This window comes from Roseomonas gilardii (assembly GCF_001941945.1).
In the GTDB taxonomy this organism is placed as follows: Bacteria; Pseudomonadota; Alphaproteobacteria; order Acetobacterales; family Acetobacteraceae; genus Roseomonas.
On sequence record NZ_CP015583.1, the window covers coordinates 3,109,738 to 3,135,441 of the forward strand.

Sequence of the window (25,704 nt, forward strand, 5' to 3'; positions counted from 1 at the left end):
GCGCGGAGAGACCGGAAACCACCGATGCGCCCCGATGACGCGATCCCCACCGAAGACCTCCCCGGAGCGCCCGGCGATGCCCCCCATGCGCGGGTGCTGCCCCCGGAACGGCTGACCCGGGGCGCCCCCCTGGCCGTGTTGCGGGCACTGCCGGGCTCGCGCGCCGTGGGCGGCTGCGTGCGCGACGCGCTGGCGGGGCGGCCGATCGCCGATGTGGATGTCGGCGTGCCCCTGCCGCCCGAGGTCGCCGTGCCCCTGCTGCGCTCCGCCGGGCTGAAGGTGGTGGAGACCGGCCTCGCCCATGGTACCGTCACCGCGATCGGCGGCGGCGAGCCGGTGGAGGTGACCAGCCTGCGCCGTGACGTCAGCACCGACGGCCGCCATGCCGAGGTGGAATGGACCGCCGACTGGCGCGAGGATGCCGCTCGCCGCGACTTCACCATCAATGCCATGTCGATGGATGCGGAGGGCAACCTCTGGGACTGGTTCGGCGGACGGACGGATCTCGCGGCCGGGGTGGTGCGCTTCGTGGGCGATCCTGCGACGCGGCTGCGGGAGGACTACCTGCGCGCCCTGCGCTTCTTCCGCTTCCAGGCCCGCTACGGCACCGGCGCGCCGGACGCGGCGGCACTGGCGGCGATCCGCGAGGCGGTGCCGGGGCTGGCACGCCTGTCCGCCGAGCGGGTCTGGAGCGAGACGAAGCGCCTGCTAGCCGCGCCCGCCCCCTCCGGCGCGCTGCTGCTGATGCTGGATTCCGGCGTGCTGGCTGCGATCCTGCCCGAAGCGGTGCCCTCCCCGTCCGAGATGGCCGCCGTGACCGACCGCATCACCGCCCTCGGGCGCGGCATCGCCGCCGGCCTGCCGCCCGACCCGGTGCTGCGCCTCGCCGCGCTGCTCCCCCCCGGGGCACGCGGCGCCGGCGGACGGATCGCGCGGCGCCTGCGTTTTTCCAACGAGGAACGGGACGTGCTGGAGGGTCTCACGGACCGCGAGCCCCTGCCGGACCCGGCTCCGGACGACGATTTCCTGCGCCGCTGGCTTTCCCTGCGCGACGACACCGGGGCGCCGATCCGCGAAGCCTGGCTGGCCGAACTGCGCGACGGGCGGGACCGCGCGGCCCTGCGGGCGCGGATGGCGGCGATGCCGGTGCCCCGATTCCCGCTCCAGGGTCGCGACGCCCTGGCCATGGGTGTGCCGCCAGGGCCACAGCTGGGGCGGATGCTGCGGATGGTGGAGGAGTGGTGGCGAGAGGGGGGCTGCCGGGCGGATGCCGGGGCCTGCCGCGCGCGATTGACGGAACTGATGAAGGATATCACGGAAGGTCACTGGCCGACCGGCCAGGGGCGCGCATAACGCGGCCCTTCACCATCAGAGAGCCTTCCATGCCCCAGGACGACGTCTTCGCCCCGAGCTGGGCGCCTCGCATGCTTTCCATATTGCGGATCATGACCGCGCTGCTGTTCCTGGCGCATGGCACGCAGAAGCTCTTCGGCTTCCCGGCCCCGCAGTACATGCCTGCGGCCTTCACCATGGGCTGGTTCGCGGCGGTGATCGAACTGGTCGGCGGCGTGCTGCTGACGCTGGGCCTCTTCACCCGCGCCGCGGCCTTCATCTGCGCCGGCGAGATGGCCTTCGCCTATTTCATCGCGCATTTCCCGAAGAGCTTCTTCCCCGCCGTGAACGGGGGCGATGCGGCCGTGCTGTTCTGCTTCGTCTTCCTCTACCTCTTCGTGGCCGGCGGCGGCACCTGGTCGGTGGACGCCGCCCGCAACCGGGTCTAGCCGCGCCCCTCTTGGCCAGCCTCCGGGGGCAAGGCTCCGCCTCGCCCCCGAGACCCCCACTCCGCCGGGGGCCGAAGCCGGTCCCCGGACCCCGGGCTTGAGTTGGCGCCCGTGGTGACCGTCAGCCTGACGCCCGATTCCTGGGAACAGGTGGATCGGCGGGGCTCCCGAAAAAGACAAACACCCTACCCGCGCTGGCGGCACGGACAGTCCGCCGGAGAGCATGGCTCTCCGGCGCGATCCGGCGTCAGCGAAGGCCAGCGAATGGAAGGTCCAGGAAACTCAGTTTCCTGGCGGATAAGGGGGCACGGGGGAAAAGGCGGAGCCTTGTCCCCCGGGGCAGAGCAGCGCCAGACCGGGGTTCCGGCACGGCCCCGGCATTCCGCCTGCGCGAAGAAGGGCGATACCACCCGGCGCCGATCCGCTCTAATCCCCCTGCCGACATGGCCCGTCCCAAGCACCCCCCGATTTCCGCCGAGACCACCCGCGCCCTGACCCGGCGGCTGTGGCGCGACTATGTGCGCCAGCATCCGCGCGGCATCCTGGTGGCGATCCTCTGCACCGGGGCAGTGGCCGGGCTGACGGCGCTCTACCCGGTGGTGATCCAGCAGGCCTTCGACCTCTTCACCAGCGGCGACCCCCGGATCACCTGGCTGGCGCCGCCGGCCATCATCCTGCTGACCTGCTTCAAGGCGCTGGCGCAGTACGGGCAGGCGGTCTCGGTGCAAGCCGTGGTGCTGCGGGTGATCGAGTCGGTGCAGAACGACCTATTCCGCGCGCTCACCCGCGCCGACCTCGCCATCGTGGCGCGGGAGGCGCCGGCCCGGCACGCCGCCCGCTTCACCGCCGATGCCCAGGCGATCCGGGAGGCGCTGACCAAGGCGATCAACGGCGTGGCGGACCTGCTGACCGTGGTCGGGCTGGTCGGCTCGATGATCTGGCTGGACTGGCAGATGACGCTGGTGGCGGCGCTGCTCTACCCGATCGCGGTGGTGCCGGTGCTGCGCCTCGGCAAGCGCATCCGCCGCGCCTCCGGCGGCATGCAGGACCGGGTGGGGGAGCTGGCGGCGACGCTGACCGAATCCTTCTCCGCCGCCCGCATGGTCCGCACCTACCGGTTGGAGGAGAGCGAGGAGGCCCGGGCGCGCGGCGCCTTCGCCCAACTCCGCGCCGCGCTGATGGGCATCAACCGGATCCGCTCCAGCCTCGACCCGATGCTGGAGGCCATCGGCGGCGTGGCCGTGGCCGCCATCCTGGCCGTGGTCGGCTGGCGCGTCTCGCAGGGCATCGGCACGGTCGGGCAGTTCACCGGCTTCGTCGCGGCGCTGCTCATCGCCTCCCGCCCCGTGCGGGCGCTGGGTTCGCTGAACGCCGCCCTGCAGGAGGGGCTGGCCGGCCTGTCGCGGGTCTTCGCCGTGATGGACACGAAGCCCCGCATCACCTCCCCGGCCGGGGCGCCCACCCTGCCGCCGGGGCATGGCCGGGTGGAATTCGCCGATGTCGCCTTCGCCTATGAGGGCGGCGGCGATGCGGCGCTGCGCGGGGTGAGCTTCGTGGCCGAGCCGGGGCGGACCCTGGCGCTGGTCGGCCCCTCGGGCGCCGGCAAGTCCACCGCCCTGGCCCTGCTGCCGCGCCTCTACGACGTGACCGGCGGCCAGGTCTCGCTGGATGGCGCCGATGTCCGGACGGTCTCGCTCGACAGCCTGCGCGACGCCATCGCCTATGTCGGGCAGGATGCGGTGATCTTCGACGACACCGCCTTCAGCAACATCGCCAGCGGCCGGCCGGGCGCGACCCGCGCGGAGGTGGAGGACGCCGCCCGCGCCGCCGCCGCGCACGGCTTCCTGTCGGCGCTGCCCCAGGGCTACGACACGGTGCTGGGCCCCGGCGGCTCGCGCCTTTCGGGCGGGCAGAAGCAGCGCGTTTCCCTGGCCCGCGCCCTGCTCCGCAACCCGCGCGTGCTGCTGCTGGACGAGGCGACCAGCGCCCTCGATGCCGAGAACGAGGCGGCGGTGCAGGAGGCCATCGCGCGGCTGCGGGCCGGGCGCACCACGCTGGTGGTGGCGCATCGCCTCTCCACCGTGCGGGATGCCGACCTGATCGTGGCCATGGAGGGGGGCCGTGTCGCGGAACAGGGCACCCATGCCGAGCTGATGCGGCATGACGGGCTCTATGCCCGGCTGGTGCGGACGCAGAGCTTCGTGGTGGCCTGACCCGCTGGAGCCCGATGCGAAAACCGGCATGGAAAATCGGTCCGGCGCGGGGCGGGATGCCTCTTTTCCTCTCACCGGGCTGTTCTATCTTGAAAGCACCATGAAACGCCTCCTCCTCGCGCTGCCCCTGCTCGTCACGGCCTGTGCCGCGCCGGGACCGACCCTGTCGCAGCGGCTGTCGCCCCTGGTGGGGCAATCGGAGGGCCAGCTCGTTTCCACCCTGGGCGTGCCGGTGCGAACCTACGAGGCGGATGGGCGGAAGTTCCTCGAATTCCAGAGCCAGCGCCTGACCGCCCTGCCGGGCGATCCCTTCTGGGGCGGCGGCTTCGGCTATGGCGGGCGCCCCTTCGGCTGGGGCGGAGTCTGGGGGCCACCCACCACGGTCTGGGCGCCGGTGACCTGCAACGTCACCTTCGCCCTGCGGGCTGACCGGGTGGAGGACTTCACCTATCGCGGTGAGGGCTGCGCCTGAAGGCAACGGGGCCGGATGGCGGGCCCGCCCGCACTCCCGCCATTTCCCCGCTGGCAGAAAGCCGCTCTGCCCGCTAGACAGGCACGCATTATGCGCCGCCTGCTCCTCGCCAGCCTCGCCACCCTGCTGCTGCCTGCCGTGGCCGCACAGGCGCAATATGACCCGACCCGCCCGCGCGGCCCGCTGCAGCCCAACACTCCGGGCGCGGCACCGGCGGTCGCGCCACCGCCCCTGCCCGGCGCCGGCGGTGGCTCCGGTGGCGCGATTCCGTCGGACAAGCCCGTGGCCAGCATGTCGCCGAACGACGAGCTCTTCGACGCCATCACCCGGGGCGACATGGCCGCCGCCCGCGACGCCGTCTCGCGCGGCGCCGACCTGGAGGCCCGCAACGTCCTCGGGCTGACGCCGATCGATGCGGCGGTGGACCGGGGCCGCAACGACATCGCCTTCTACCTGCTCTCGGCCCGCGCCTCCTTCCGCCCCAGCGCCCCCTCCTCCGCCCCTCCGCGCGAGGCCGCTGCCCCGCGTTCCGGCGCCTCCCGCCCTGCGGCACCGCGTGAGGCCGCGCGCGGGCACGCCCCGGCCAGCCCGCGCGAGGCGGCCAGCCCCCGCCCGACGCGCACGGCCGACCAGGCACCCACCGGGCGGGCGCCCGGGGGCAATGGCGGCACGCCCCGGCCGGAAGCCGGCTTCCTGGGCTTCGACGGCCGCGGCGGCTGATCCCGCCCGGCCGGCGAAACCCGAAGGCCGGTGTGGGCTTTTCCCCGCACCGGGCTTCGGCCCGTCTCCGGATGCAGGGAAGCGGGCCGCATGAAGGGCACTCCGATGAGTCTGTGGCTGAGCGCCGCCAACCGCACGATCGGCTGGTGGCAGGGCCATTTCGCCAATGCCTGGCGTCAGCAGAGCGGCAAGGCGATGCGTGCCGCCATGTCCCCCACTTTGACGTCTCCCAGCTCGGCTTCCCCGGCGAAGCCCCCCCGGACCAGACGGCGGCGCGCAAAGAAGTCCTGATCCCGTCCATCTGCGCAGCGGGCCGGAATCCGCCGGAGCGATCGCCGCGCCGGCTGCCACCGGACATGCGGTACGGGCGCATCACATCCCGGGCATCCGCAGGATCGCCCGGTCGCGGGATGGATTGGCGACCGGGGCCATTTGACGTACATCCATGTATGTAATGCATCTTCCGAGCCAATCCGATGTGCTGATCCTCGGTGCCGGCGCGGCCGGCCTCGCGGCGGCACGTGCCTGCCTCGCCCGTGGGCTGAGCTGTGCCGTGCTGGAGGCGCGGGACCGCGCCGGTGGCCGGGCGCTGACCGATCACAGCCTTGGCTGGCCGGTGGATCTCGGCGCCACCTGGGTGCACGCGGCCTCACGGAACCCGCTGACGGCGCTGGCCCGGGCGCTGGGCTTCCCGCTGCTGAACCACGACGACCATCGTCTCCACCGCCTCTACCTGGACCACCCCGGCGACGCCCCCGGCGCGGGGCGCTGGGCGACGGAGTCGGAACAGGCCGAATTCGACGAAGCCTATGACCGCTGGATGGAGGCCGTGCGGGCCGCCCCTTGGGAGCCGGACCCCGCCCTGGCCACCGTGGCGCCACGTGGCGGCCCCTGGGATGCCAGCATCGCCGCCTGGGAGGGACAGACCATCGCAGCGGCCGAGCCACGCGACATGGGGGTGGCGGACTTCCTGCAGAACCAGCTGGAGCCGCCCAACCTCCTGCCGGAACCCGGCTTCGGCACGCTGCTGACCCGGCTGGCGGAAGGTCTGCCGATTCTCACCGGCTGGCCCGTCGAGCGCGTCCGCTGGTCCGGCACCGGCGTCCAGGCCGAGGGGCCGCGCGGCGTGCTGGAGGGCCGGGCAGCCATCGTGACGCTGCCCGCCAGCCTCCTGGCCGCCGGGGCGCTGCGCTTCGATCCGCCCCTGCCGCCGGAATACCAGGAGTCGCTGCACGGCCTGCCGCTCGGGCTGCTGACCAAGTTCATCCTGCCGGCCCGTGGCGAGGACCGGCTGGACCTGCCGCCCTTCGGTGGGGCCGAGCGGCGCGTCGGAGAGGGCGAGACCCGCATGACCTTCGTGGCCTGGCCCTTCGGGCGGCCGCATCTGGAGGGCTTCCTCGGCGGCGACCAGGCCTGGGCGCTGGAGCGCGAGGGGCCCGCGGCGCAGCTCGCCCATGCCGAGGAGGAACTGGCGCGGCTCTATGGCGCAAGGGCGCGGCAGGCCATCGACTGGGACCGCGCCCTGGTCAGCCGCTGGGGGGCCGATCCCTTCTCGCGCGGGGCCTACAGCTATGCCCGGCCCGGCGCGGCGGGTGCGCGCGCGGCCCTGTCCGTCCCTCTGGCGGACGGGCGCCTGCTCCTGGCCGGCGAGCACTGCCACCCCCATCTGGCCGGCACCGTCGGCGGCGCCTGGGAAACCGGAGAAGCCGCGGCCGCGACGATCGCCACGGCCCTGTCCCCGAGGCTCGGCTGATGGCAGGCGGGACGGATGACGCTACGCCCTCCTTCGAGACAGAGGGCGAAACGCTGCGGGTCTCGGGGGATCTGACCACGGCCACGGTGGCCCCGTTCTGGAACCGCCTGCCCGGCGAGGCCCAGGGGGTGCGGCATGTGGACCTGTCCGGCGTGGGCACGATCGACACGGGCGGCGCCACGCTGCTGCTGCGCGCGGCCGGGGAATGCGAGAGCTTCGAGGGCGCGAGCCGCCCGGTCGCCGCCGTGCTGGAACGGGTGCGGGCGGCGCGGGAGCAGCCGGAGCCCCGGCCGGACGCGCCGCCCCTGCCGCTGATCCCGGCTCTGGGTTCCTGGGGCGTGGGCGTGTGGCGGGCGATGCTGATCCGCATCGCCTTCCTGGGCGAGGCCGCCACCACGCTGGTGAACGCCTTCCGCCGACGCCGCCAGCTCCGCCTGTCCGAGCTGCTGCGCCATCTCGACGAGGCGGGGACGCTCTCCTTTCCCCTGGTGGCGCTGCTGGGCGTGCTGATCGGCCTGATCCTGGCCTTCCAGTCCGCGGCCCCGCTGCGCCAGTTCGGGGCAGAGACCTTCATCCCCCGCATGGTCGGGATCTCCCTGCTGCGTGAGCTCGGCCCGCTCCTGGCCGGGGTGATCCTGGCCGGCCGCACCGGCTCGGCCTATGCCGCAGAGCTCGGCACCATGACGGTGAACGAGGAGGTGGACGCGCTCCGCATCATGGGCATCGACCCGATGGTGATGCTGGTGCTCCCGCGTCTGCTCGCCGGCCTGATGGTGATGCCGGTGATGACCCTGCTGATGAACCTGTCCGGGCTGATCGGCATGACGGGCGTGATGCTCAGCCTGGGCTATCCGCTGGTCTTCACCGTCAACCAGGTGGCCCAGGGCGTGGTGATGAGCGACCTGCTGCAGGGCCTGTTCAAGGCGGCGGTCTTCGGCCTGGTGATCGCCGGCATCGGCTGCCGCGCCGGGCTGACGGCCGGGCGGGGGCCGCGCGCGGTGGGCGATGCCGCCACGGCGGCGGTGGTCGGCGGCATCGTGGCCATCGTGGTGCTCGACGGCCTCTTCGCCATCCTCTTCTACCGGCTGGGCTTCTGAACGATGGCGCGACAGCCGGTGCCGCAGGAAACGGCCGCCAGGAGCGGCCAGGACGCGACGCCGCCCGGCGCCATGGGCCGCGGGGGCGAGGAGACGGTGATCCGGGCGCGGGACATCGCCATGCGCTTCGGCTCCAACCTGCTGTTCCAGGATGTGGGCTTCGACGTCCGGCGCGGCGAGGTCTTCGTGATCCTGGGCGGTTCCGGCTGCGGCAAGTCCACCCTGCTCAAGCTGCTGATCGGGCTGATGCCGCCCAGCGAGGGACAGATCGAGATCCTGGGCACGGACATGCTGGCGGCGGAGGGCGCCGCGCGCCGGGCGCTGCTGAGCCGGCTCGGCGTGATGTGGCAGTCTGGCGCCCTCTTCGGCTCCATGACCTTGCTGGAGAATGTGATGCTGCCTCTGGAGGCCCATACCGACCTGCCGCCGGAGGGCCGGGCGGAGATCGCCCGCACCAAGCTCGGCCTGGTGGGGCTGAGCGAGGCGGCGAACCGCCTGCCGGCGGAGATCTCGGGCGGCATGGCCAAGCGCGCCGGCATCGCCCGGGCCATGGCGCTCGACCCGCCCCTGCTGTTCCTGGACGAGCCCTCCGCGGGGCTCGACCCGATCACCTCCGCGGGGCTCGACCAGCTCATCAAGGACTTCGCCCGCGATCTCGGCACGACCTTCGTGGTCGTAACGCACGAGCTGCAATCCATCCTGAACATCGGTGACCGCTGCATCATGCTGGACAAGGCCGCCAAGGGCATGATCGCGGAGGGCCGCCCCGGCGACCTGCGCGACGACCCGCCCAACGACACCGTCCGCCACTTCTTCCGCCGGGAGGCCGAGTAGATGGCCGCGTCCGGACGGGGCTCCGGCCTCTATCTGCGGGTCGGACTGCTGATCCTGGCGGGGATCGCGCTGACGGTCGGCTTCGTGATGTTCTTCACCGCCGGACGTCTCAGCCGCCATTCCGAGATCTTCGAGACCTATTTCCGCGAGAGCGTGCAGGGCCTCGATGTCGGCGCCCCGGTGCGCTACCGCGGCGTGCAGCTCGGCCGCGTCACCGAGATCACCCTGGTCAACTCCGTCTACCGCAACCCGGAGGGGCGGCCCTTCCAGGCGGCCTTCCAGCTCGTCGTCGTACGCTTCGCCATCGACCAGGACCGGCTGGGACCTGAGGGTGCCGACCCCGAGCGCGCGGTCGGCTTCGGCCTGCGCACCCGCCTGTCGAGCGCGGGCCTGACCGGCGGCTCCTATATCGAGATGGATTTCGAGAACCCCGAGCGTTTCCCGGTGGAAAAGCTGCCCTGGACGCCGGAGCATCCGGTGATCCCCTCCATTCCCTCCACCGTGGCGCAGGTGCAGGACGCCGCGCAGAACCTGCTGAGCCGCCTTCAGGGCCTGCCGCTGGAGGACATCATGAACAACCTCGACGGCGCGCTGGCGGATGTCCACCGGCAGACCAGCAACGGCGACCTGGCGAAGACCCTGGCCGATGTCTCGGCCATGGCCGGCACACTGCGCCAGACCCTGGACGGCACGGACATCCAGGGGATGGTGAAGGACATCCGGGGCGCCGTGGCGGACCTGCGCCGCACCGTGGCGGGGCCGGAAATGCAGGCGACGCTGCGCTCCACCCGCGACGCCGCCGCGCAGCTCAATGCCTCCATGCAACGGCTGCCGGCGGTGATCAGCGCACTGGAGCGCACGGCGCGCACGGCGGGCCATACGACCAGCGACGTGAACGCCGACCTGCAGCCGATCCTGCGCGACCTGGGGGCCGTGGCCGCCAACCTGCGCGACACGACCGAGACCCTGCGCCGCGCGCCCTCCCAGGCGATCCTGGGCGCGCCGCCCCCGCCACCCGCCTGGGCCACGGAGCGCAGCCGATGAACGGTCCCACCCGACGCCACACCTTGGCGCGCCGGCCGTTGCTGGCTGCGCTGCTGGCCCTGCCCGGCTGCTCGGCGCTGCAGAGCCGCCCTTATGTGGAGCCGCTGCGCTTCCGGCTGGACCCCGTGCGCTCCGGCCCACCGCTGCGCGGCTTCGGCCGGCAGACGGTTCTCCTTCGCCTGGCGCGCGCGGCGCCGGGGACGGAGGGGCGCATGCTGCGTGCCATCAACCCGGACGGCACGGTGCATGTGGAGTATTACGCCGAATGGGTCGCCCCACCCGCCGAGGCGATGGACGAGGCCCTGCGCCGCTGGCTCGTGGCTTCCGGCCTCTTCGCCGCGGTGCTGGCCCCCGGCACGCGGGCGAACAGCGATCTGGTGCTGGAAACGGAGCTGACCGCTCTGCATGCCGATCTCGGCCAGGGCCTGGCCCGGGCCGGCCTTTCGGCGGTATTGCTGCGGGAAGGCGCACTCGATCGCCGGGCCGTGCGCCAGTTCACCGTGTCCGGGACCGCGCCCCTGCCGCCGGAACGTCCGCTGCGACCGGAACCCCAGGCCCAGGCGATGGTGGCCGCCCTGGCGGGGGCCTTCGCGCAGCTCGAACAACAGATTTTGATCGCGTTAAGATAGTAATCTTCTATTAATACAACTTGTGGTTAATTAGGTAGGACGGTGTTCACGAATACCTAGACAACCGTCAAACTTCAGCCAGGATGGCACGTTGAGGCGGGTGTTTCAGGGGTCACCCAATGCCGTTCGATGGCCCGGACAGAGACGACGACTGGAACGAGGTCTGGTCGGAATACGATCATCGCCTGGATTCGGGCCGCGCGCTGTCCGCGAGGCCTGTCCCGGCCAAAGGCCACGCGCCATCCCGGCGGGGCCGGGGCCGCCTACTGCTTCTGCTGATGATTCCCCTGTTGCTGGCCTTCGTCATCGGGCTCGTCGCGCCATCCTGGGTGATGGCCCAGGACTTTGCAGCGAAGCTGCGGCGCATGGACGGCGTCACCCTGTTGCAGATGGCCGACCTGCCCAGCCTCCGGCGTAACCTGCGGCAGGAATTCCTGCCCCGGGCCAGCGCGCAGGGACTCTCGCCCGCGGCCCGGACCTGGCTCGCGGACATGGCGGGGGAGATGGTGGAGGGCTGGAACGACCCGCAATCCGTCGGCGCCTGGCTGCAGTTGCGCCGCTCGCCCCCCCTCCTGTCCCAGCATGTACTGCGCTCCCTCGGCGACCCCATCGGCACCAGCCATCTCCGCTACGCCGCCGCGCGCCTGAACTATGCGGGCGGGGTCGGCTTCGACCTTTCCTGGCAGGACGGACAGATACGGGTCCGGGGCCTGCGCTTCCCGGGTGGCTGAAACCTATCCGGCCATGTCTTTCCCATTGGTGAAGACGCTCGGGCCGGCCCGCCTGTCATCGAACCTTCACAAAAGTGAAACATGAGCGTCGCCTTGGGGGACTAGGGAGCAGCCGACGGCGGGACCACCTGTCCCGCCGGCAAGAACAGATCGCTCCGGAGACCACGCACGGTGTACAGACGCTCTCTCGCTCTCCTCACCGGCCTCGCGCTGCTGACCGCCGCCGTGCCGCACGGCGCCCTGGCCCAGACGGCCGAGATCACCGGTGCCGGCGCGTCCTTTCCCAACCCCGTCTATCAGCGCTGGGGCGAAGGCGCGAAGGCGATCGGCATCCAGCTGAACTACCAGTCCGTGGGCTCGGGCGCCGGCATCAACCAGATCCGCAACCGCACGGTGGATTTCGGTGCCTCCGACGCCCCGTTGAAGCCCGAGCAGCTGACCGAGGCCAAGCTGGTGCAGTTCCCGGCCGTGATGGGCTCGGTCGTGCCCATCGTGAACCTGCCGGGCGTCGAGATCGACCAGTTGAAGCTGACGGGTGAGATCCTCGCCGACATCTATGCCGGCAAGATCACCAAGTGGAACGACCCGAAGCTGGTCGAGCTGAACCAGGGCGTGACCCTGCCGAACGTCGCCATCGCGCCCGTCTATCGCGCCGATGCCTCCGGCACCTCCTTCGTCTTCACCTCCTACCTCTCCGCCGTCTCCTCCGACTGGCAGGGCAAGGTCGGCGCCGCCACCTCCGTGAAGTGGCCGGCCGGCGCCGGCGCGCGCGGCAACGAGGGCGTGGCCGGCACGGTGCGCAACACCCGCGGCGCCATCGGCTATGTCGAGAACGCCTATGCCACCCAGAACAAGCTGACGACCGTGCAGCTGCGCAACAAGGCCGGCAAGTTCGTGAAGCCGACCATGGAGAGCTTCATCGCCGCCGCCGGGAACGCCGACTGGTCCGCGCCGGGCATGGCCGCCAGCATCATCGACCAGCAGGGCGACGCCTCCTGGCCGATCGTCTCGCCGACCTTCATCCTGCTGCCGGCCAATCCGGAGAACGCCGACCGCTCCCGCGCGGTGATGCGCTTCTTCGACTGGGCCTTCACCCATGGCGGGGACGCGGCGCGCCAGCTCGAATACATCCCCCTGCCCGAGAACGTGCAGGCCAAGGTGCGCGATGCCTGGAAGCAGGTGAACGTGGACGGTAAGCCCGTCTGGAACCGGTAAGGTCCCCGACGACCGGAGCATGACCGGAGGGGCCGCGAGGCCCCTCCGGCACGTCTGACCCCAGGAAGGCCCGACCTTGTCCCAGACCGCATCCCGGCTCGCGGGCGCCGCCATCGGCGCCGATCCGGTTCCCCCCCGGCCCAGCCATGCCACGAAGCGCACCAGCGGCTTCGGCGACGCCGTCTTCGCGGCCCTCTGCCAGGGGGCCGGAATCCTGGTGCTGCTGCTGCTGGGCGCCATCATCGTGGAGCTGTTCCTGGGCGGGCTGCCGGCCTTCCGGGCCTTCGGCGCCGCCTTCGTCACCTCGACGGAATGGGACCCGGTCCAGGAGGTCTTCGGCGGCGGCGTGCCCATCTACGGCACACTGCTGACCGCGCTGCTGGCCATCCTCATGGCCGTGCCCGCCGCCTTCGGCATCGCCTTCTTCCTCACCGAGCTGGCGCCCAACTGGATGCGCCGCCCGGTCGGCGTGGCGGTGGAGCTGCTGGCCGCCGTGCCCTCGATCATCTACGGCATGTGGGGCTTCTTCGTGATCGTGCCCTTCATGGCGACCACCATCCAGCCGCCGATCATCGACACGCTGGGCGAGGTGCCGATCATCGGCGCGCTCTTCTCCGGCGCGCCCTTCGGCACCGGCCTGTTCACCGCGGCGCTGATCCTGGCGATCATGATCCTGCCCTTCGTCGCCGCCACGATGCGCGACGTGTTCGAGCAGGTGCCCCCGGTCTTCAAGGAAAGCGCCTATGGCCTCGGCGCCACGACCTGGGAAGTGATGCGGGGCGTGGTCCTGCCCTATACCCGCACCTCCGTGGTGGGCGGCATCATGCTGGGCCTGGGCCGCGCCCTGGGCGAGACCATGGCCGTCACCTTCGTGATCGGCAACGCCAACCGCATCTCCGCCTCGCTCTTCGGCCCGGGCAACACCATCGCCTCCCTGGTCGCGCTGGAATTCGGCGAGGCCGGGATGGGCAGCCTGAAGCTCTCCGCGCTGCTGGCGCTGGGCTTCGTCCTCTTCGTCATCTCCTTCGCGGTGCTGGCCGTCTCGCGCTGGCTGCTGCGGCCCCGGCTGAAGGGCTGAACCGATGAGCGCCACCACCTCCCATCCAGGGCAGATCGGCCCGCGCAAGGACCTCGCCGTGGCTCGCGCACTGGGCCGCAGCCGGCGCCGCAAGGACCTGCTGATCCGCGCCTTCTGCGTCGCGGCCACGTTGCTCGGCCTGTTCTTCCTGGCCTCGATCCTGCTGACGCTGCTGCTGCGCGGCCTGGGCGGGCTGTCGCTGCAGACGCTGGTCAACGTGACCCGCCCTCCCGGCAGCGGCGGCGGGCTGCTGAACCCGATCGTCGGCAGCCTGATCCAGGTGATCCTCGCCACGATGGTGGGCACGCCGATCGGCATGCTCGTCGGCACCTACCTCGCGGAATATGCCCGCGGATCGAAGCTCGGCGGCGCCGTGCGCTTCGTCTCGGACGTGCTGCTTTCCGCTCCCTCGATCCTGATCGGCCTCTTTGTCTACCAGCTGCTGGTGCTGCCCTTCGGCGGCTTCTCCGGCTGGGCGGGCGTGGCGGCGCTGGCCATCATCATCATCCCCGTCGTGGTCCGCACCACGGAGGACATGCTGAGCCTGCTGCCCGACACGCTGCGCGAGGCGGTGATCGGCCTGGGCTCGCCCAAGTGGAAGATGGTGGTGCTGGTGGGCTGGCGCGCCGCCGCCTCGGGCATCATCACCGGCGTGCTGCTGGGCGTGGCCCGCATCGCCGGCGAGACCGCACCGCTGCTCTTCACCTCGCTCGGCAACCTGAACTGGTCGGTCAGCCTGAACCAGCCGATGTCGAGCCTGCCGATCACCATCTATGCCTATGCCGGCTCCCCCTATGAGGACTGGGTCACCCTGGCCTGGGCCGGAGCCCTGATCATCACCCTGGGGGTTCTCGGCCTGAACCTCGTCGCCCGCACCGTGCTGCGCGCCAAGCGCTGAGAGGCTTCGCCATGAACGGAAACGCCACCCACTTCAGCATGCCGACCTCCTCCTCCAGCAGCATGGTGGACACCTCCCGCCCCTCCGCGCCGCTGAACGAGGCGGGGATGAGCGTGCGCGACCTGAACTTCTGGTATGGCGACAAGCATGCGCTGAAGGGCATCAACCTCGACCTGCCGCACCGCCAGGTGACCGGCATGATCGGCCCCTCCGGCTGCGGCAAGTCCACCCTGCTGCGCATCCTGAACCGCATGTACAGTCTCTATCCCGGCCAGCGCGCCGAGGGGCAGGTGCTGCTGGACGGGGAGAACATCCTCGACCCGGGCGTGGACATGAACGCGCTGCGCGCCAAGGTCGGCATGGTGTTCCAGAAGCCCACCCCCTTTCCCATGACGATCCGCGAGAACATCGCCTTCGGTATCCGCCTGCACGAGCGGCTGGGCCGGACGGAGATGGCCGAGCGCATCGAATGGGCCCTGGCCCGCGCCGCGCTGTGGGACGAGGTGAAGGACCGGCTGGACACCAACGCCGCCGGCCTCTCGGGCGGGCAGCAGCAGCGCCTCTGCATCGCCCGCACCATCGCGGTGCGGCCGGACGTGATCCTGCTCGACGAGCCGACCTCGGCGCTCGACCCGATCAGCACCGCGCGCATCGAGGAGCTGATCGACGAGCTGAAGCAGGACTTCACGATCGCCATCGTGACGCACAACATGCAGCAGGCGGCCCGCTGCGCCGACCAGGTGGCCTTCTTCTACCTGGGCGAGCTGGTGGAGGTCGCGCCTGCGGCGCAGCTCTTCACCACCCCGCGCGAGCGGCGGACCCAGGACTACATCACCGGCCGCTTCGGCTGAGCGAGAGGGAAGCGGCCATGGCCAACCAGCCCGAACACATCGTCAAGTCCTACAGCGACGACCTCCGTCGCCTGCGCGAGCTGGTCGCCCGCATGGGGGGCCTCGCCGAGCGGCAGGTGGCCGATGCCGCCTATGTGCTCACCCGGCGCGACGCCACGGCCGCCGCCGAGGTCGCCGCCCGCGACGCCCCGATCGACGGGCTGGAGCGCGAGGTGGAGAGCTTCTGCGTCCGCCTCCTCGCGTTGCGGGCGCCGATGGCGGCGGACCTGCGCTTCATCGTCGCGGCGATGAAGATCAGCCAGGAGCTGGAGCGCATCGGCGACTATGCCCGCAACGTCGCCAAGCGGGTCATGGTGATCGCGCAGCAGCCCAACCTCGTCGGGCTCGGCACCTTCGAGGCGCTGTCGCAACTGGTGCAGCGCAACCTCAAGGACGTGATCGACGCGCTGCTGAACGAGGATGCCGAGGCCTGCCGCCGCGTCTGGGCCAGCGACGTGGCGGTGGACGACATCTACAACGGGCTCTTCCGCCAGTTGCTGACCCACATGATGGAAGACCCGCGCAACATCACCGCGGCCACCCACATGCACTTCATCGCCAAGAACTTCGAGCGCATCGGCGACCACGCCACCAACATCGCCGAGACGGTTTACTTCTCGATCACCGGCCAGAACCTTCCCGACGAGCGGCCGAAGGTCGAGGCCCCCGGCGACCTGTCGCCATCCGACGCATGAGCGCCGCGATCGAGACCAGCACCCGCCCCACCATCCTGGTGGTGGAGGACGAGGCGCCGCTGCTGACCCTGTTGCGCTACAACCTGGAGCGCCAGGGCTTCCGCGTCGAGGAGGCAGCCGACGGGCAGGAAGCGCTGCTGCGCGTCTCCGAGGGCCGGCCCGACCTGGTGCTGCTGGACTGGATGCTGCCCAGCCTGTCGGGGCTGGAGGTCTGCCGCCAGCTCCGCCGCCGCCCGGCGACGCGCGACCTGCCCATCATCATGGTAACGGCCCGCACCGAGGACCAGGACGCCGTGCGCGCCCTGGATACCGGGGCGGACGACTACATCGCCAAGCCCTTCACCGTGGAGGCGCTACTGGCCCGGATCCGCGCCCTGCTGCGCCGCTCCGGCCCCGGCTCGATGCGTGAGGCCCTGGTCTGGCGCGACATGGTGCTGGACCCGGAGGCGCATCGCGTGACCCGCAACGGCCGGCCGCTGCATCTGGGTCCCACCGAGTACCGCATCCTGGAATTCATGATGCAGCACCCGGGCCGCGTCTTCTCGCGCGAGCAGTTGCTGGACGCCATCTGGGGCCGTGACATCCATGTCGAGCTGCGCACCGTGGACGTGCATATCCGCCGGCTGCGCAAGGCGGTGAACGGGCCGGAGGAGGAGGACGTCATCCGCACCGTCCGCTCCGCCGGCTATGCGCTGGACGTGGAGGGCTGAGGGGTCCCTCCCCTCAGCCGTTGTCGCGGAAGCCTGGGTAGAGGCACATGCCGCCATCCACGGTGATGGTGGTGCCCACCACGTAGTCCGACATGTCCGAGGCCAGCCAGACGGCGGCGTTGGCGATGTCCTCCACATCGCCGACGCGGCCATAGGGGATCAGCTCCAGCAGCCGCTTCCCGGCCTCTCCCGCTACGTTCTCCGCGTTGATCCGCGTGGCGATGGCGCCGGGCGCGATGGCGTTGATGCGGATGCGCTGCCCCGCCATCTCCTGCGCCAGCGTTCGCATCATCAGCGCGATGCCCCCCTTCGAGGCGGCGTAGTTCACATGCCCTGCCCAGGGGATGACCTCGTGCACCGAGCTCATATGGATGATCTTGCCCAGGGCGCGGGACAGCTTGCGGTCTCTCTGCTTCAGGAACTGCCGGATGCCCGCCTGGGCACAAAGGAACTGGCCGGTCAGGTTGGTGTCGATCACCTTGCGCCAGTCCTCGACCGTCAGCTCCGTGGCGGGGGCATCCTTCTGGATGCCGGAATTCGCCACCACGATGTCGATCGCGCCCATCGCCTCCGCGCCCCGTGCGAAGAGCGCCGCAACGGCGTCCGGGTCGGAGACGTCGGCCTGCACCGCCACCGCCCGGCCGCCCTGGCCCTCGATCTCCGCCACCAGCGCCTCGGCGGGCTCGCGGCCGGAGTGGTAGTTCACGATCACCGCCGCCCCGGCCGCCGCCAGCCCGCGCGCGACGCCCGTGCCGATGCCGGAACTGGCACCGGTGACCAGCGCGACCTGTCCATCGAGGCGGCAATCCATCGCTGTCCTCCTGCCCGTGCCGCAACGCGGCAGCCCTGTCCCCGGGGCGAACAGATGGCGGCAGCGAGAGTTGCGGGCCGGGCTGTTGACGGGATGGCCCGGCTTTCGCCAGCCTCGCGCCCCCGGGCCGTCGCAGCCCCCCCGAATCCCGCGCCCGCCCCCAACCGGACCCCAACCGGCACCATAGCCGGAACCAGCCAGGATGCCCGCCATGCCGCCGAGCCAGCCCCTCACCCGACGGACCCTCCTGGCCGGCAGTGCCGCGCTGGGTTCGGCGGCCACCCTTTCCGGCCCGGCCCTGGCACAGGGCGATGCGGCGCGGGTGCTGCGCTTCATCCCGCAGGCCGACGTCACCATCCTCGACCCGCTGGCCACCACCGCCTATCCGACGCGCAACCACGGCCACATGTGCTGGGACACGCTCTACGGCATTGATGCCAGCTTCCGGCCGCAGCCGCAGCTCGCCGAGGGCCATACCGTGGAGGATGACGGCAGGCGTTGGGTCTTCACCCTGCGCGACGGCCCGCTCTTCCACGATGGGGAGAAGGTGCGCGCCCAGGATGCCGTGGCTTCCATCAAGCGCTGGATGCCGCGCGACACGCATGGCCAGACCCTGGCGCAGCGGCTGGACGAGATCCGCGTGCTGGACGACCGGCGCTTCGAGATCCGCCTCAAGCGCCCCTTCGGCCTGATGCTGGACGCGCTGGGCAAGGCCTCATCGTATCCCTGCTTCATCTATCCGGAACGCTTCGCCAACCAGGACCCGACCAGGCCCTTTACCGAGGTGGTGGGCTCCGGCCCCTATCGCTTCCTGGCCAATGAGCGCGTCTCCGGCGCCCAGGTCGTCTATGGCCGCTTCGACCGGTACGTGCCGACGCCGGTGGGCACGCCCAGCATGATCGCCGGCCCGAAGCTCGCCCGCTTCGAGCGGGTGGAGTGGAAGGTGATCCCCGACCCCGCCACCTCCGCCGCCGCGCTGCAATCGGGCGAGGTGGATTGGTGGGAGGTCGTGCCCTCCGACCTCAATCCCGTGCTCAAGCGCGCCCGCGACGTGGTGCTGGAGCGCATCGACGAGTCCGGCACCTATGCCAGCTTCCGCTTCAACCACCTGCAACCGCCCTTCGATAAGCCCGAGGCCCGGCGCGCCCTGCTCGGTGCCGTGCTGCAATCCGACTTCATGGCGGCGGCGAATGGCGACGACCCACGGCTGTGGCGCGACAAGGTCGGCTGCTTCCCGGTCGGCAGCCCGCTGGCCAACGATGCGGGGATCGAGGCGCTCACCAGCCCGCGCGACTACGGCAAGGTAAAGGCCGACCTCGCCGCGGCCGGCGTGGCGGGGGCCAGCGTGACCGCCCTGCACGCCACCGACGTGTCCAACCAGAATGCGCTGATGACGGTCGGCGTGGACATGCTGCGCAAATCCGGCTTCCAGGTGCAGGACGCGACCTCGGACTGGGGCACGCTGCTGCAGCGGCGTCAGAATCGCGGCCCGGCGAACCAGGGCGGCTGGAACGCGCTGATCGCCCTGTTCAGCGGCATGGAGTTCAGCACCCCGGCGGGGCACCTGCTGTTGCGCGCCAATGGCGAGAATGCCTGGTTCGGCTGGCCGACCTCGCCGAAGCTGGAGGTGCTGCGCGACGAATGGTTCGACGCCCCGGACCTGGAGGCGCAGAAGCGCCTGGGGCGGGAGATCCAGACGCAGTTCTTCCAGGACGTGCCCTATATCCCGCTCGGCCAGTATTTCGTGGACAGCGCCTATCGCCGTGGACTGACCGATATCCGCCCCGGGCTGCCAATCCCGTTGAACGTGCGGCGGGGCTGAGGCGCCACCATCCGGCGGAAAGCCCATGGCATCCGCCGGCACGGTGGCAACGGCCGTGCTTGTTGCATTGCGACAAGGTTGCTATCGCAGCCCCCGTGCCCCTGGAGCGACCCGGCCTCCTGTGCTGGCCGCGATCGGTGCCCGGGTCCTGACAAGGAAACCCCCGCATTGGCGCTCCGGCACAAAGGGCTGGCCTTCACCGTCTTCCTGGGCGCGCTTTCGGCCCTGCCGCCTTTGTCCATCGACATGGGCCTGCCGGGCTTTCCGGCGCTGGAGGCTGATCTGGGCGCCACGCCCAGCCAGGCCACGCAGACGCTGAGCATCTTCCTGCTCGGCTTCGCCTGCGGCCCGCTCCTGCTCGGCCCGCTCTCCGACCGCTTCGGCCGGCGGCCGGTGCTGCTGGCGGGGCTGGTGGTCTTCGCCCTGGCGGGGCTCGGCTGCGCCCTGTCCGGCTCCCCCGGCACGTTGCTGTTCTGGCGGCTCGTGCAGGGCATCGGCGCCGGGGCGGGCGCGACGCTGCCCTTCGCCATCGTCCGTGACCTGTTCGACGGCACGGAGGCGCGGGTCCGCATGTCCTATGTCACGCTGGTCCTGGGCGTCGGGCCGATCGTCGCGCCGATGCTGGGCACGCTGGTGCTGGCGCTGGGGGGCTGGCGGGCGATCTACGGCGCGCTGGGCCTGGGCGGTCTGGTCCTGCTGCTGGTTACCGCCTGGGGCTTCGCGGAATCGGCGCCGGACGGGCGGCACCACAGCCTGCATCCCCGCCAGATCCTGGCGCGCTATGGGGAGGTGCTGCGGCGTCGGGTCTTCCTCGGCAATGCCCTGTCCAATGCCGCCTGCTTCGGCACGCTCTTCGCCTATATCTCCGGATCGCCGGCGGTGCTGATGGGCCAGTTCGGCGTGGCGCCGGGCCGCTACAGCCTGCTTTTCGCCTGCTCCGCGGTGACGCTGATGCTGGGTTCGGCGCTCAGCGGCCGTCTGGCCAAAGCCCATGCCCCCGGGCGCCTGGTGTCCCGCGCCGCCCTGTCGCTGACGCTGTGCAGTTCCCTGCTGGCCCTGGCCCTGACCCTGTCCGGCAGCCTCGGGCCCGCCAGCCTCGTGGCCTTCGCCGCCATCGGCAGCTTCGGCTTCGGCCTCCTGGCGCCGAACGCCACCCATGGTGCGCTGCAGCCGATGGGGCGGATGGCCGGGGCCGCCGCGGCGGCACTGCGCAGCCTGCAGATGCTGTTCGGTGCCTTGGCGGGCGCGCTGGTCGGACTGCTCTACGACGACCACAGTGCCCTGTCGCTCACAGCGACGATGGCGGGTTTCGCGCTGCTGGGCCTGGTGCTGCAACTCGCCCTGCTGCCGGGCCGGGACCCCCTGCCGGAACACGCGCCCTCGCGCGGCTGACCAGCCCGCGAGGGGGGCAACCCCTGCCTGGCCCGCGGCTCAGCGCGCGGGCGTCGCCGTGGCCTTGGGCGCGCTTTCCGCGGCGGCGGCGATCGCGCGCGCGACGACCAGAAGGCCCTGGCGCTGGTGCTCGTTCATGGTGGTGACCAGGCGTTGCAGCTCTGCCTGGAAGCTAGGGTTCGAAGACTGCACGTCCTGATGCCCCTCCATCGAATTCGAACCGAAACCAATTTTACCGGCATTAATCGCATTTTTTGGATGGTGGCAAGCGCTCTTTACCATCCTGTCACGTTCTGGGCACCGTCGGTGGCCATATTGGCCACGGCTGCTACCGGACCGGAATGCCTCTTCTTGCAACTGCGAGATGGAGAATGCACCGGATGCCGGATCGAGCCGAGAATTTTCATTCCCCGCTAACAATAAATTCGCTGTGACCACGATGTCCGTGAAGCACGCAGCCGTTGCCGAATCGGGCGCGGCGCGATCCGGATGTGCCATCTACTGAATCGGCATGCCGGCGCCACAACGGCCCGGCGCGCCGTCGCCCTCCGCTCCCTATCCGGCGCCGGTGGTATCCTTCTCCGCCTCCACCGTGGGATGCAGGGGCGCTGCGGCCGGGGTGGTGCCGGGCAGGCCCTGATAGGGCTGCTGCCGCTCGGCGGGCAGGGTCGCACGGGCCGTCAGTCGCCACAGGCCGAAGCCGAGGCAGGCCAGCGACACCAGACCGGCGTAAAGGAACAGGCCGCTGCGACCCACAAGGCTCATGCCCATGGAGGCCAGGACCGGCCCCGCCGCCGCGCCGAAGGAATAGGCCAGCACGAGGCCGCCGCTGGCCGCCACCCGGTCGCCCGCCCCCAACCAGTCGTTGGTGTGCGAGACGCAGAGCGGATAAAGCGCGAAGACCAGCCCGCCGAAGAGCGCGCCGGCCGCCAGCAGCCAGGGTGTGCCGAGCGGCACGACCAGAAGCACCAGGACGCAGGAGGCCACCAGCGCCGCCAGCGTGCCCAGGATCACCAGCCGCCGGTCGAAGCGGTCGGACAGGCGCCCGAGCGGCCATTGCAGCGCCATGCCCCCCAGGATCAGCGCGGTCATGAACAGCGTGGTCCCGGCGAGGTCGAGCCCGCTGCCACGGGCGAAGAGCGGCGCCAGCGCATAGACGGCGCCCAGGAGCAGGCCGCTCGTCACCGTGCCGACCATGCCGAGCGGCGAGATCCGGTAGAGCTGGCGCAGGCCCAGCGAGGCCACATCGGGCAGCGCGGTGGGGCTCTTGCTGGTCATCGAGACGGGCAGCACGGACAGGCCCATCAGGATGGACAGAAGCAGGAAGGGCCGCAGGTCCCCCGCCCCGCCGATGTTCAGCAGCCCCTGCCCCGCCGCCTGCGCGCCATAGACGCAGACCATGTAGGCGGCGAGCAGCGCGCCACGCCGCGCCGGCTCCGCCCGGTCGTTCAGCCAGCTCTCGATGCAGATGAAGAGCCCCGCCATGCAGAACCCGTCCACCAGCCGCACCAGCGCCCAGAGCGCGGCATTCTGCCACAAGGCATAGACCAGCCCGGTGGCCGAGACCGTGGAAGCGAAGACGGCGAAGGCCCGGATGTGCCCGACGCGCAGGATGACGCGGAAGGCCTGCAGTGCGCCGATGGTCAGGCCGAGGAAATAGGCCGTGGCGACGAGGCCCGTCAGGGACGGCGAGGCGCCGGCCGCGTTCAGGCGCAGGCTGACCAGGGTGGTGAGCGGCCCGTTGCCGAGCATCAGCAGCACCACCGAAAGCAGCAGCGCGCGGACCGGCCGCAGCAGCGGGGGGGCGGTGGTCACCAAGAGCGTCTGTCTCCCTGGCTCCGGCCTTCCGCGGGGCGGCGGGCATGGACCGGGCGGCGCGGACGTGACGTGGCGCGGGGGTGAAGCGCAAGCCCCTGCCGCTTCGCGTCCTCGCGAGGCCCGCGTCGCGGACGGAATCATTTTCCGCCAGGGGCATTTTTTTTGATCCCGGCAGTGCCCCTTCGGGGTTCCCGGCGTTCACCGCAGACCCCGTTGCCTCCCGATCAACCGCGCGCCTCCGTATTTCGATACGGATGCCGATTTTTGAATGCTAGGGTCGTGCATGATCTTTCCGTCCCTGCATGCCCCGACGCTGCTCGTGGCGACGGCGCTGGTGATCGCCTTTTCCGGTCTGGTCCTCCTGCTGTCACGGGGCCGGGGCCGGGATGCCGGATCGCTCGCCCTTTGGGGAAGCGCCATGATCCTGGGCGCGGTCGGGCTCGCCCTGACGGCGGTGGCGCAGGATCGCGGCGATGCCTGGGGCAGCGCGGCGATCCTGCTGGCGACGGCCCTGTCCTGGACGGCCGCGCGGCGCTTCGCCGGCCGGGGCGCGCGCCCCGGCCTGGTGCTGCTCGGCCCCGTCGTCTGGCTGTTCTGGGCGGGGCCGGTCGGGGATGGGCTGGAAAGGGCCGGGATAGCGGGGCCCTGGCAGGCCGCGCCGGTGTTTGCGATCGGCGCCGCCTATACCATCGCCACCGCCCTGGAACTCCGCCGCCGGCGCGACGAGGCGGGGGATGCCGGGCGCGTCGCCATCCTGCTCCTCGTCCTGCATGCGGTGCTCCACCTCGCCCGCGCCGCCACGCTGGTGCCGGCCGCGGAGGCAGGCTGGCTGCTTTCGCCGGCCATCGGCCTGGCGCTGGTGGTCGAGGCCCTGCTGCACACGATCGGCCTCACCTTCCTGTTCCTGGCAATGACCAAGGAGCGCGCGGAGCGACAGGCCCTGGCGCAGTTGCGGCACCTCGCCCTGTCCGACGGGCTGACCGGCCTCGCCAACCGCCGACACCTCGACACGATCCTGGCGCAGGCGGTGCGGGAGAACGACAGGCTGGCGCTGCTGATGGTGGATGTCGATCACTTCAAGGCCTTCAACGACACCTATGGCCACCAGCCGGGCGACGACTGCCTGCGCGCCATCGGCGGGGCGCTGGGCCTGTCCGCCCGGCCGCCCGGCGAGATGGCCGCGCGCTATGGCGGAGAGGAATTCGTCCTGCTGCTGCCCGGGGCCGACGAGGCCGCCGCCCTCGCCCGGGCGGAGGACATCCATGCCCGGATCGCCGCCCTGGCCATCCCGCATGGCGGCAGCCCGCTCAGCCGGGTGACGGTCAGCATCGGCATCGCCGCCAGCCGGAACCCCGGCGTTGCCGGAGAAGCGGGTGCGCCGGACCGGCTGCTACGCGCCGCCGACGCGGCGCTCTATGCCGCCAAGGCCGAGGGGCGGAACCGGACCAGGGTCGCCGGATCGTTCCGGGGAGCGGTGCTGCGCCCCACCATGCCGGCGCATCTCCGCCTCGCCATGGAGCGTGCGCGCTCCGCCTGATGGCGGCGCCCCTTCCGGAGAGGGGGCGCGGATGGCAAGCGAGGCGGCATGGCCTCCATCCTCCTCTACCTCCTGGCCGCCCTGGCGGAGATCGCCGGCTGCTTCAGCTTCTGGTCCTGGCGCCGCCTGGGGCAGAGTCCGCTCTGGCTGCTTCCGGGCATGGCCTCCCTCGCGGCTTTCGCCTTCCTGCTGACGCTGGTGGACAGCAGCGCGGCGGGCCGCGCCTATGCGGCCTATGGCGGGATCTACATCGCCGCCTCGCTGTTCTGGCTCTGGGGCGTGGAAGGGGTGGCGCCCGATCGCTGGGACCTCGCCGGCAGCGCCCTCTGCTTCCTCGGCAGCGCCGTGATCCTTTTCGCACCCCGCACCGGCTGACCGATGCCTTGCTCCACCGTCGGAGCCGGGCGGATCAGTCCAGCGTCGCGCCCGAGGCCTCCACCAGCCGGCGCCAGTATTCCGCCTGCGTTTGCAGATAGGCCGCGAAGGCGCTGGGGCTGTCGTCCCAGACGGGGGTCAGGCCCTCCGGCACCAGGCGGTCCCGGAAAGCCTCTGAGCGCACGAGGCCGGTGAAGGCCGCGAAAAGGCGGTCGATCCGGTCCTGCGGGGTGCCGGCGGTGGTCAGCACCGCGTACCAGGCCTGGGCATCGATGCCGGAGCCCGGCAGCAGCTCCTCCATGGACGGCACGTCGCGCAGCTCCGGCACGCCCACGACACGTTTCGCCGAACCGACAGCCAGGGCGCGGAACTCGCCGCTCCGCAGATGCGGCAGGATCGCCGGCGCCACGTCGAACATCATGTCCACATTGCCGACCAGCAGGTCGCGGATCGCCAGGGCGCCGCCGCGATAGGGCACATGGGTGATGTCCACCCCGGTCGCCTTGGCCAGCGCCGCCAGCGTCAGGTGGCTCACCGTGCCGGTGCCGGAAGAGCCCATGGTGATCTTCCCGGGCGCCGCCTTCGCCGCGGCGAGGAGGTCGGCGAAGCTCTTCCAGCTCCGGTCGGCCCGCACCACCAGCACCACCGTTCCGGTCGCGACACGGGTGACCGGCGCGAGATCCTTCAACGGGTCGAAACCCATGGAACGGCGGTACAGGAAGCGGTTCGCCGCCAGGATCGTGGCCGAGCCGAGCAACAGGCGGTAGCCGTCCTTCGGCGCGCGGACCACGGCCTCGGCACCAAGGTTGCCGCCCAGCCCGCCACGGTTCTCGACCTGGACCGGCTGTCCCAGGGCAGGCTGCACCTGCTCCGCCAGGAGACGCCCCAGCATGTCCACCGCGCCGCCGGCCACATAGGGCACGATCATCTGGAGCGGGCGGTCCGGGAAGCCTTCCACGGGCGGGGCGGCCGCATCCTGGTCCCCGCCCTGGTCCCCGCCCTGGCCACCTCCCCGGGCACCCCCTTGGGCCATGGCGCCGCCGGGGCTGGGCAGCAGGGCCGCCAGGGACATCAGCATGGCGCGACGGCGCGGGGTCATCGCTCGGCTCCCGGGGTTCATGCGGCTTCCTCCTCGCAGCAGCCCGGCCCGCCTGCAAGACCCGTACCGGCCGCAACCTCCGCGGGGACG

General features: G+C 71.4%; 25 protein-coding genes. 21 read left to right on the forward strand and 4 right to left on the reverse strand.

Going from position 1 to position 25,704, the window contains the following annotated elements; all coding sequences use genetic code 11:
- Nucleotides 1-24 precede the first annotated feature (24 nt).
- The 17 genes from RGI145_RS14315 (at nt 25) to phoB (ending at nt 16,760) form a co-directional block, all read left to right on the forward strand.
- Entirely contained in the window at nt 25-1,353 is a 1,329-nt protein-coding gene (locus RGI145_RS14315) for a CCA tRNA nucleotidyltransferase (RefSeq protein ID WP_156878548.1), read from the forward strand.
- Nucleotides 1,354-1,382: 29 nt separating this feature from the next.
- Complete coding sequence (locus RGI145_RS14320; RefSeq protein ID WP_075798869.1) at nt 1,383-1,781, forward strand: DoxX family protein; 399 nt, start codon at nt 1,383-1,385, stop codon at nt 1,779-1,781.
- Between the two features lie 443 nt (nt 1,782-2,224).
- Nucleotides 2,225-3,994 (forward strand): ABC transporter ATP-binding protein, encoded by a 1,770-nt coding sequence (locus tag RGI145_RS14325; protein WP_075798870.1) that lies wholly within the window; start codon nt 2,225-2,227, stop codon nt 3,992-3,994.
- 100 nt (nt 3,995-4,094) lie between these two features.
- Complete coding sequence (locus RGI145_RS14330; protein WP_075800078.1) at nt 4,095-4,466, forward strand: hypothetical protein; 372 nt, start codon at nt 4,095-4,097, stop codon at nt 4,464-4,466.
- A gap of 90 nt (nt 4,467-4,556) precedes the next feature.
- Nucleotides 4,557-5,186: an ankyrin repeat domain-containing protein gene (locus tag RGI145_RS14335; protein WP_075798871.1), complete on the forward strand. Its 630-nt coding sequence runs from the start codon at nt 4,557-4,559 to the stop codon at nt 5,184-5,186.
- 454 nt (nt 5,187-5,640) lie between these two features.
- Nucleotides 5,641-6,939: a flavin monoamine oxidase family protein gene (locus RGI145_RS14340; RefSeq protein WP_167668285.1), complete on the forward strand. Its 1,299-nt coding sequence runs from the start codon at nt 5,641-5,643 to the stop codon at nt 6,937-6,939.
- Entirely contained in the window at nt 6,939-8,036 is a 1,098-nt protein-coding gene (locus RGI145_RS14345; RefSeq protein ID WP_075798873.1) for an ABC transporter permease, read from the forward strand. The genes RGI145_RS14340 and RGI145_RS14345 overlap by 1 nt, the downstream gene beginning before the upstream one ends.
- A 72-nt stretch (nt 8,037-8,108) precedes the next feature.
- The gene (locus tag RGI145_RS14350; RefSeq protein ID WP_075798874.1) at nt 8,109-8,870 is read left to right on the forward strand and encodes an ABC transporter ATP-binding protein; all 762 of its coding nucleotides are present in this window, start codon (nt 8,109-8,111) and stop codon (nt 8,868-8,870) included.
- On the forward strand, nt 8,871-9,914 hold the full coding sequence (locus RGI145_RS14355; RefSeq protein ID WP_075798875.1) for an MlaD family protein: 1,044 nt from the start codon (nt 8,871-8,873) through the stop codon (nt 9,912-9,914).
- Nucleotides 9,911-10,543: an ABC-type transport auxiliary lipoprotein family protein gene (locus RGI145_RS14360; protein WP_075798876.1), complete on the forward strand. Its 633-nt coding sequence runs from the start codon at nt 9,911-9,913 to the stop codon at nt 10,541-10,543. The genes RGI145_RS14355 and RGI145_RS14360 overlap by 4 nt, the downstream gene beginning before the upstream one ends.
- Before the next feature lie 290 nt (nt 10,544-10,833).
- Entirely contained in the window at nt 10,834-11,274 is a 441-nt protein-coding gene (locus RGI145_RS14365) for a hypothetical protein (protein WP_156878549.1), read from the forward strand.
- A 171-nt stretch (nt 11,275-11,445) separates the two neighbouring features.
- Nucleotides 11,446-12,489 (forward strand): phosphate ABC transporter substrate-binding protein PstS, encoded by a 1,044-nt coding sequence (pstS, locus tag RGI145_RS14370; RefSeq protein WP_075798878.1) that lies wholly within the window; start codon nt 11,446-11,448, stop codon nt 12,487-12,489.
- 76 nt (nt 12,490-12,565) lie between these two features.
- Complete coding sequence (gene pstC / locus RGI145_RS14375) at nt 12,566-13,567, forward strand: phosphate ABC transporter permease subunit PstC (RefSeq protein WP_083670743.1); 1,002 nt, start codon at nt 12,566-12,568, stop codon at nt 13,565-13,567.
- Nucleotides 13,568-13,571: 4 nt separating this feature from the next.
- Nucleotides 13,572-14,465, forward strand: coding sequence for a phosphate ABC transporter permease PstA (gene pstA, locus RGI145_RS14380; RefSeq protein ID WP_075798879.1), 894 nt, complete (start codon nt 13,572-13,574; stop codon nt 14,463-14,465).
- A 62-nt stretch (nt 14,466-14,527) separates the two neighbouring features.
- Nucleotides 14,528-15,316, forward strand: coding sequence for a phosphate ABC transporter ATP-binding protein PstB (gene pstB / locus RGI145_RS14385; RefSeq protein WP_075800080.1), 789 nt, complete (start codon nt 14,528-14,530; stop codon nt 15,314-15,316).
- Between the two features lie 17 nt (nt 15,317-15,333).
- Complete coding sequence (gene phoU / locus RGI145_RS14390; RefSeq protein ID WP_027281596.1) at nt 15,334-16,050, forward strand: phosphate signaling complex protein PhoU; 717 nt, start codon at nt 15,334-15,336, stop codon at nt 16,048-16,050.
- Nucleotides 16,047-16,760, forward strand: a complete 714-nt coding sequence (gene phoB / locus RGI145_RS14395; RefSeq protein ID WP_027281595.1) for a phosphate regulon transcriptional regulator PhoB — start codon at nt 16,047-16,049, stop codon at nt 16,758-16,760. The genes phoU and phoB overlap by 4 nt, the downstream gene beginning before the upstream one ends.
- Nucleotides 16,761-16,773: 13 nt before the next feature.
- Here the strand turns inward: phoB and RGI145_RS14400 are convergent, their stop codons facing one another.
- Nucleotides 16,774-17,571, reverse strand: a complete 798-nt coding sequence (locus RGI145_RS14400) for a glucose 1-dehydrogenase (RefSeq protein ID WP_075798880.1) — start codon at nt 17,569-17,571, stop codon at nt 16,774-16,776.
- Nucleotides 17,572-17,773: 202 nt separating this feature from the next.
- Here RGI145_RS14400 and RGI145_RS14405 point away from each other — a divergent pair, with 202 nt between their 5' ends.
- Together RGI145_RS14405 and RGI145_RS14410 are read left to right on the forward strand one after the other, a co-directional pair.
- Entirely contained in the window at nt 17,774-19,393 is a 1,620-nt protein-coding gene (locus RGI145_RS14405) for an ABC transporter substrate-binding protein (protein ID WP_075798881.1), read from the forward strand.
- A gap of 168 nt (nt 19,394-19,561) precedes the next feature.
- Entirely contained in the window at nt 19,562-20,785 is a 1,224-nt protein-coding gene (locus tag RGI145_RS14410; protein WP_075798882.1) for a multidrug effflux MFS transporter, read from the forward strand.
- A 39-nt stretch (nt 20,786-20,824) separates the two neighbouring features.
- On the opposite strand, the gene RGI145_RS25125 is transcribed toward RGI145_RS14410, so the two are convergent.
- Nucleotides 20,825-21,283 carry a hypothetical protein gene (locus tag RGI145_RS25125; protein WP_156878550.1) on the reverse strand — a complete coding sequence of 153 codons (459 nt, stop codon included), beginning with the start codon at nt 21,281-21,283 and terminating at the stop codon, nt 20,825-20,827.
- 57 nt (nt 21,284-21,340) lie between these two features.
- Complete coding sequence (locus RGI145_RS26125) at nt 21,341-22,600, reverse strand: MFS transporter (protein WP_075800081.1); 1,260 nt, start codon at nt 22,598-22,600, stop codon at nt 21,341-21,343.
- A 286-nt stretch (nt 22,601-22,886) separates the two neighbouring features.
- Between RGI145_RS26125 and RGI145_RS14420 the strand changes: the two genes are divergently transcribed.
- Together RGI145_RS14420 and RGI145_RS14425 are read left to right on the forward strand one after the other, a co-directional pair.
- Nucleotides 22,887-24,140 carry a GGDEF domain-containing protein gene (locus tag RGI145_RS14420; RefSeq protein ID WP_075798883.1) on the forward strand — a complete coding sequence of 418 codons (1,254 nt, stop codon included), beginning with the start codon at nt 22,887-22,889 and terminating at the stop codon, nt 24,138-24,140.
- 48 nt (nt 24,141-24,188) lie between these two features.
- Nucleotides 24,189-24,515, forward strand: a complete 327-nt coding sequence (locus RGI145_RS14425) for a YnfA family protein (RefSeq protein ID WP_075798884.1) — start codon at nt 24,189-24,191, stop codon at nt 24,513-24,515.
- A 34-nt stretch (nt 24,516-24,549) separates the two neighbouring features.
- On the opposite strand, the gene RGI145_RS14430 is transcribed toward RGI145_RS14425, so the two are convergent.
- Nucleotides 24,550-25,614: a Bug family tripartite tricarboxylate transporter substrate binding protein gene (locus tag RGI145_RS14430; RefSeq protein WP_075798885.1), complete on the reverse strand. Its 1,065-nt coding sequence runs from the start codon at nt 25,612-25,614 to the stop codon at nt 24,550-24,552.
- Nucleotides 25,615-25,704: the final 90 nt, after the last annotated feature.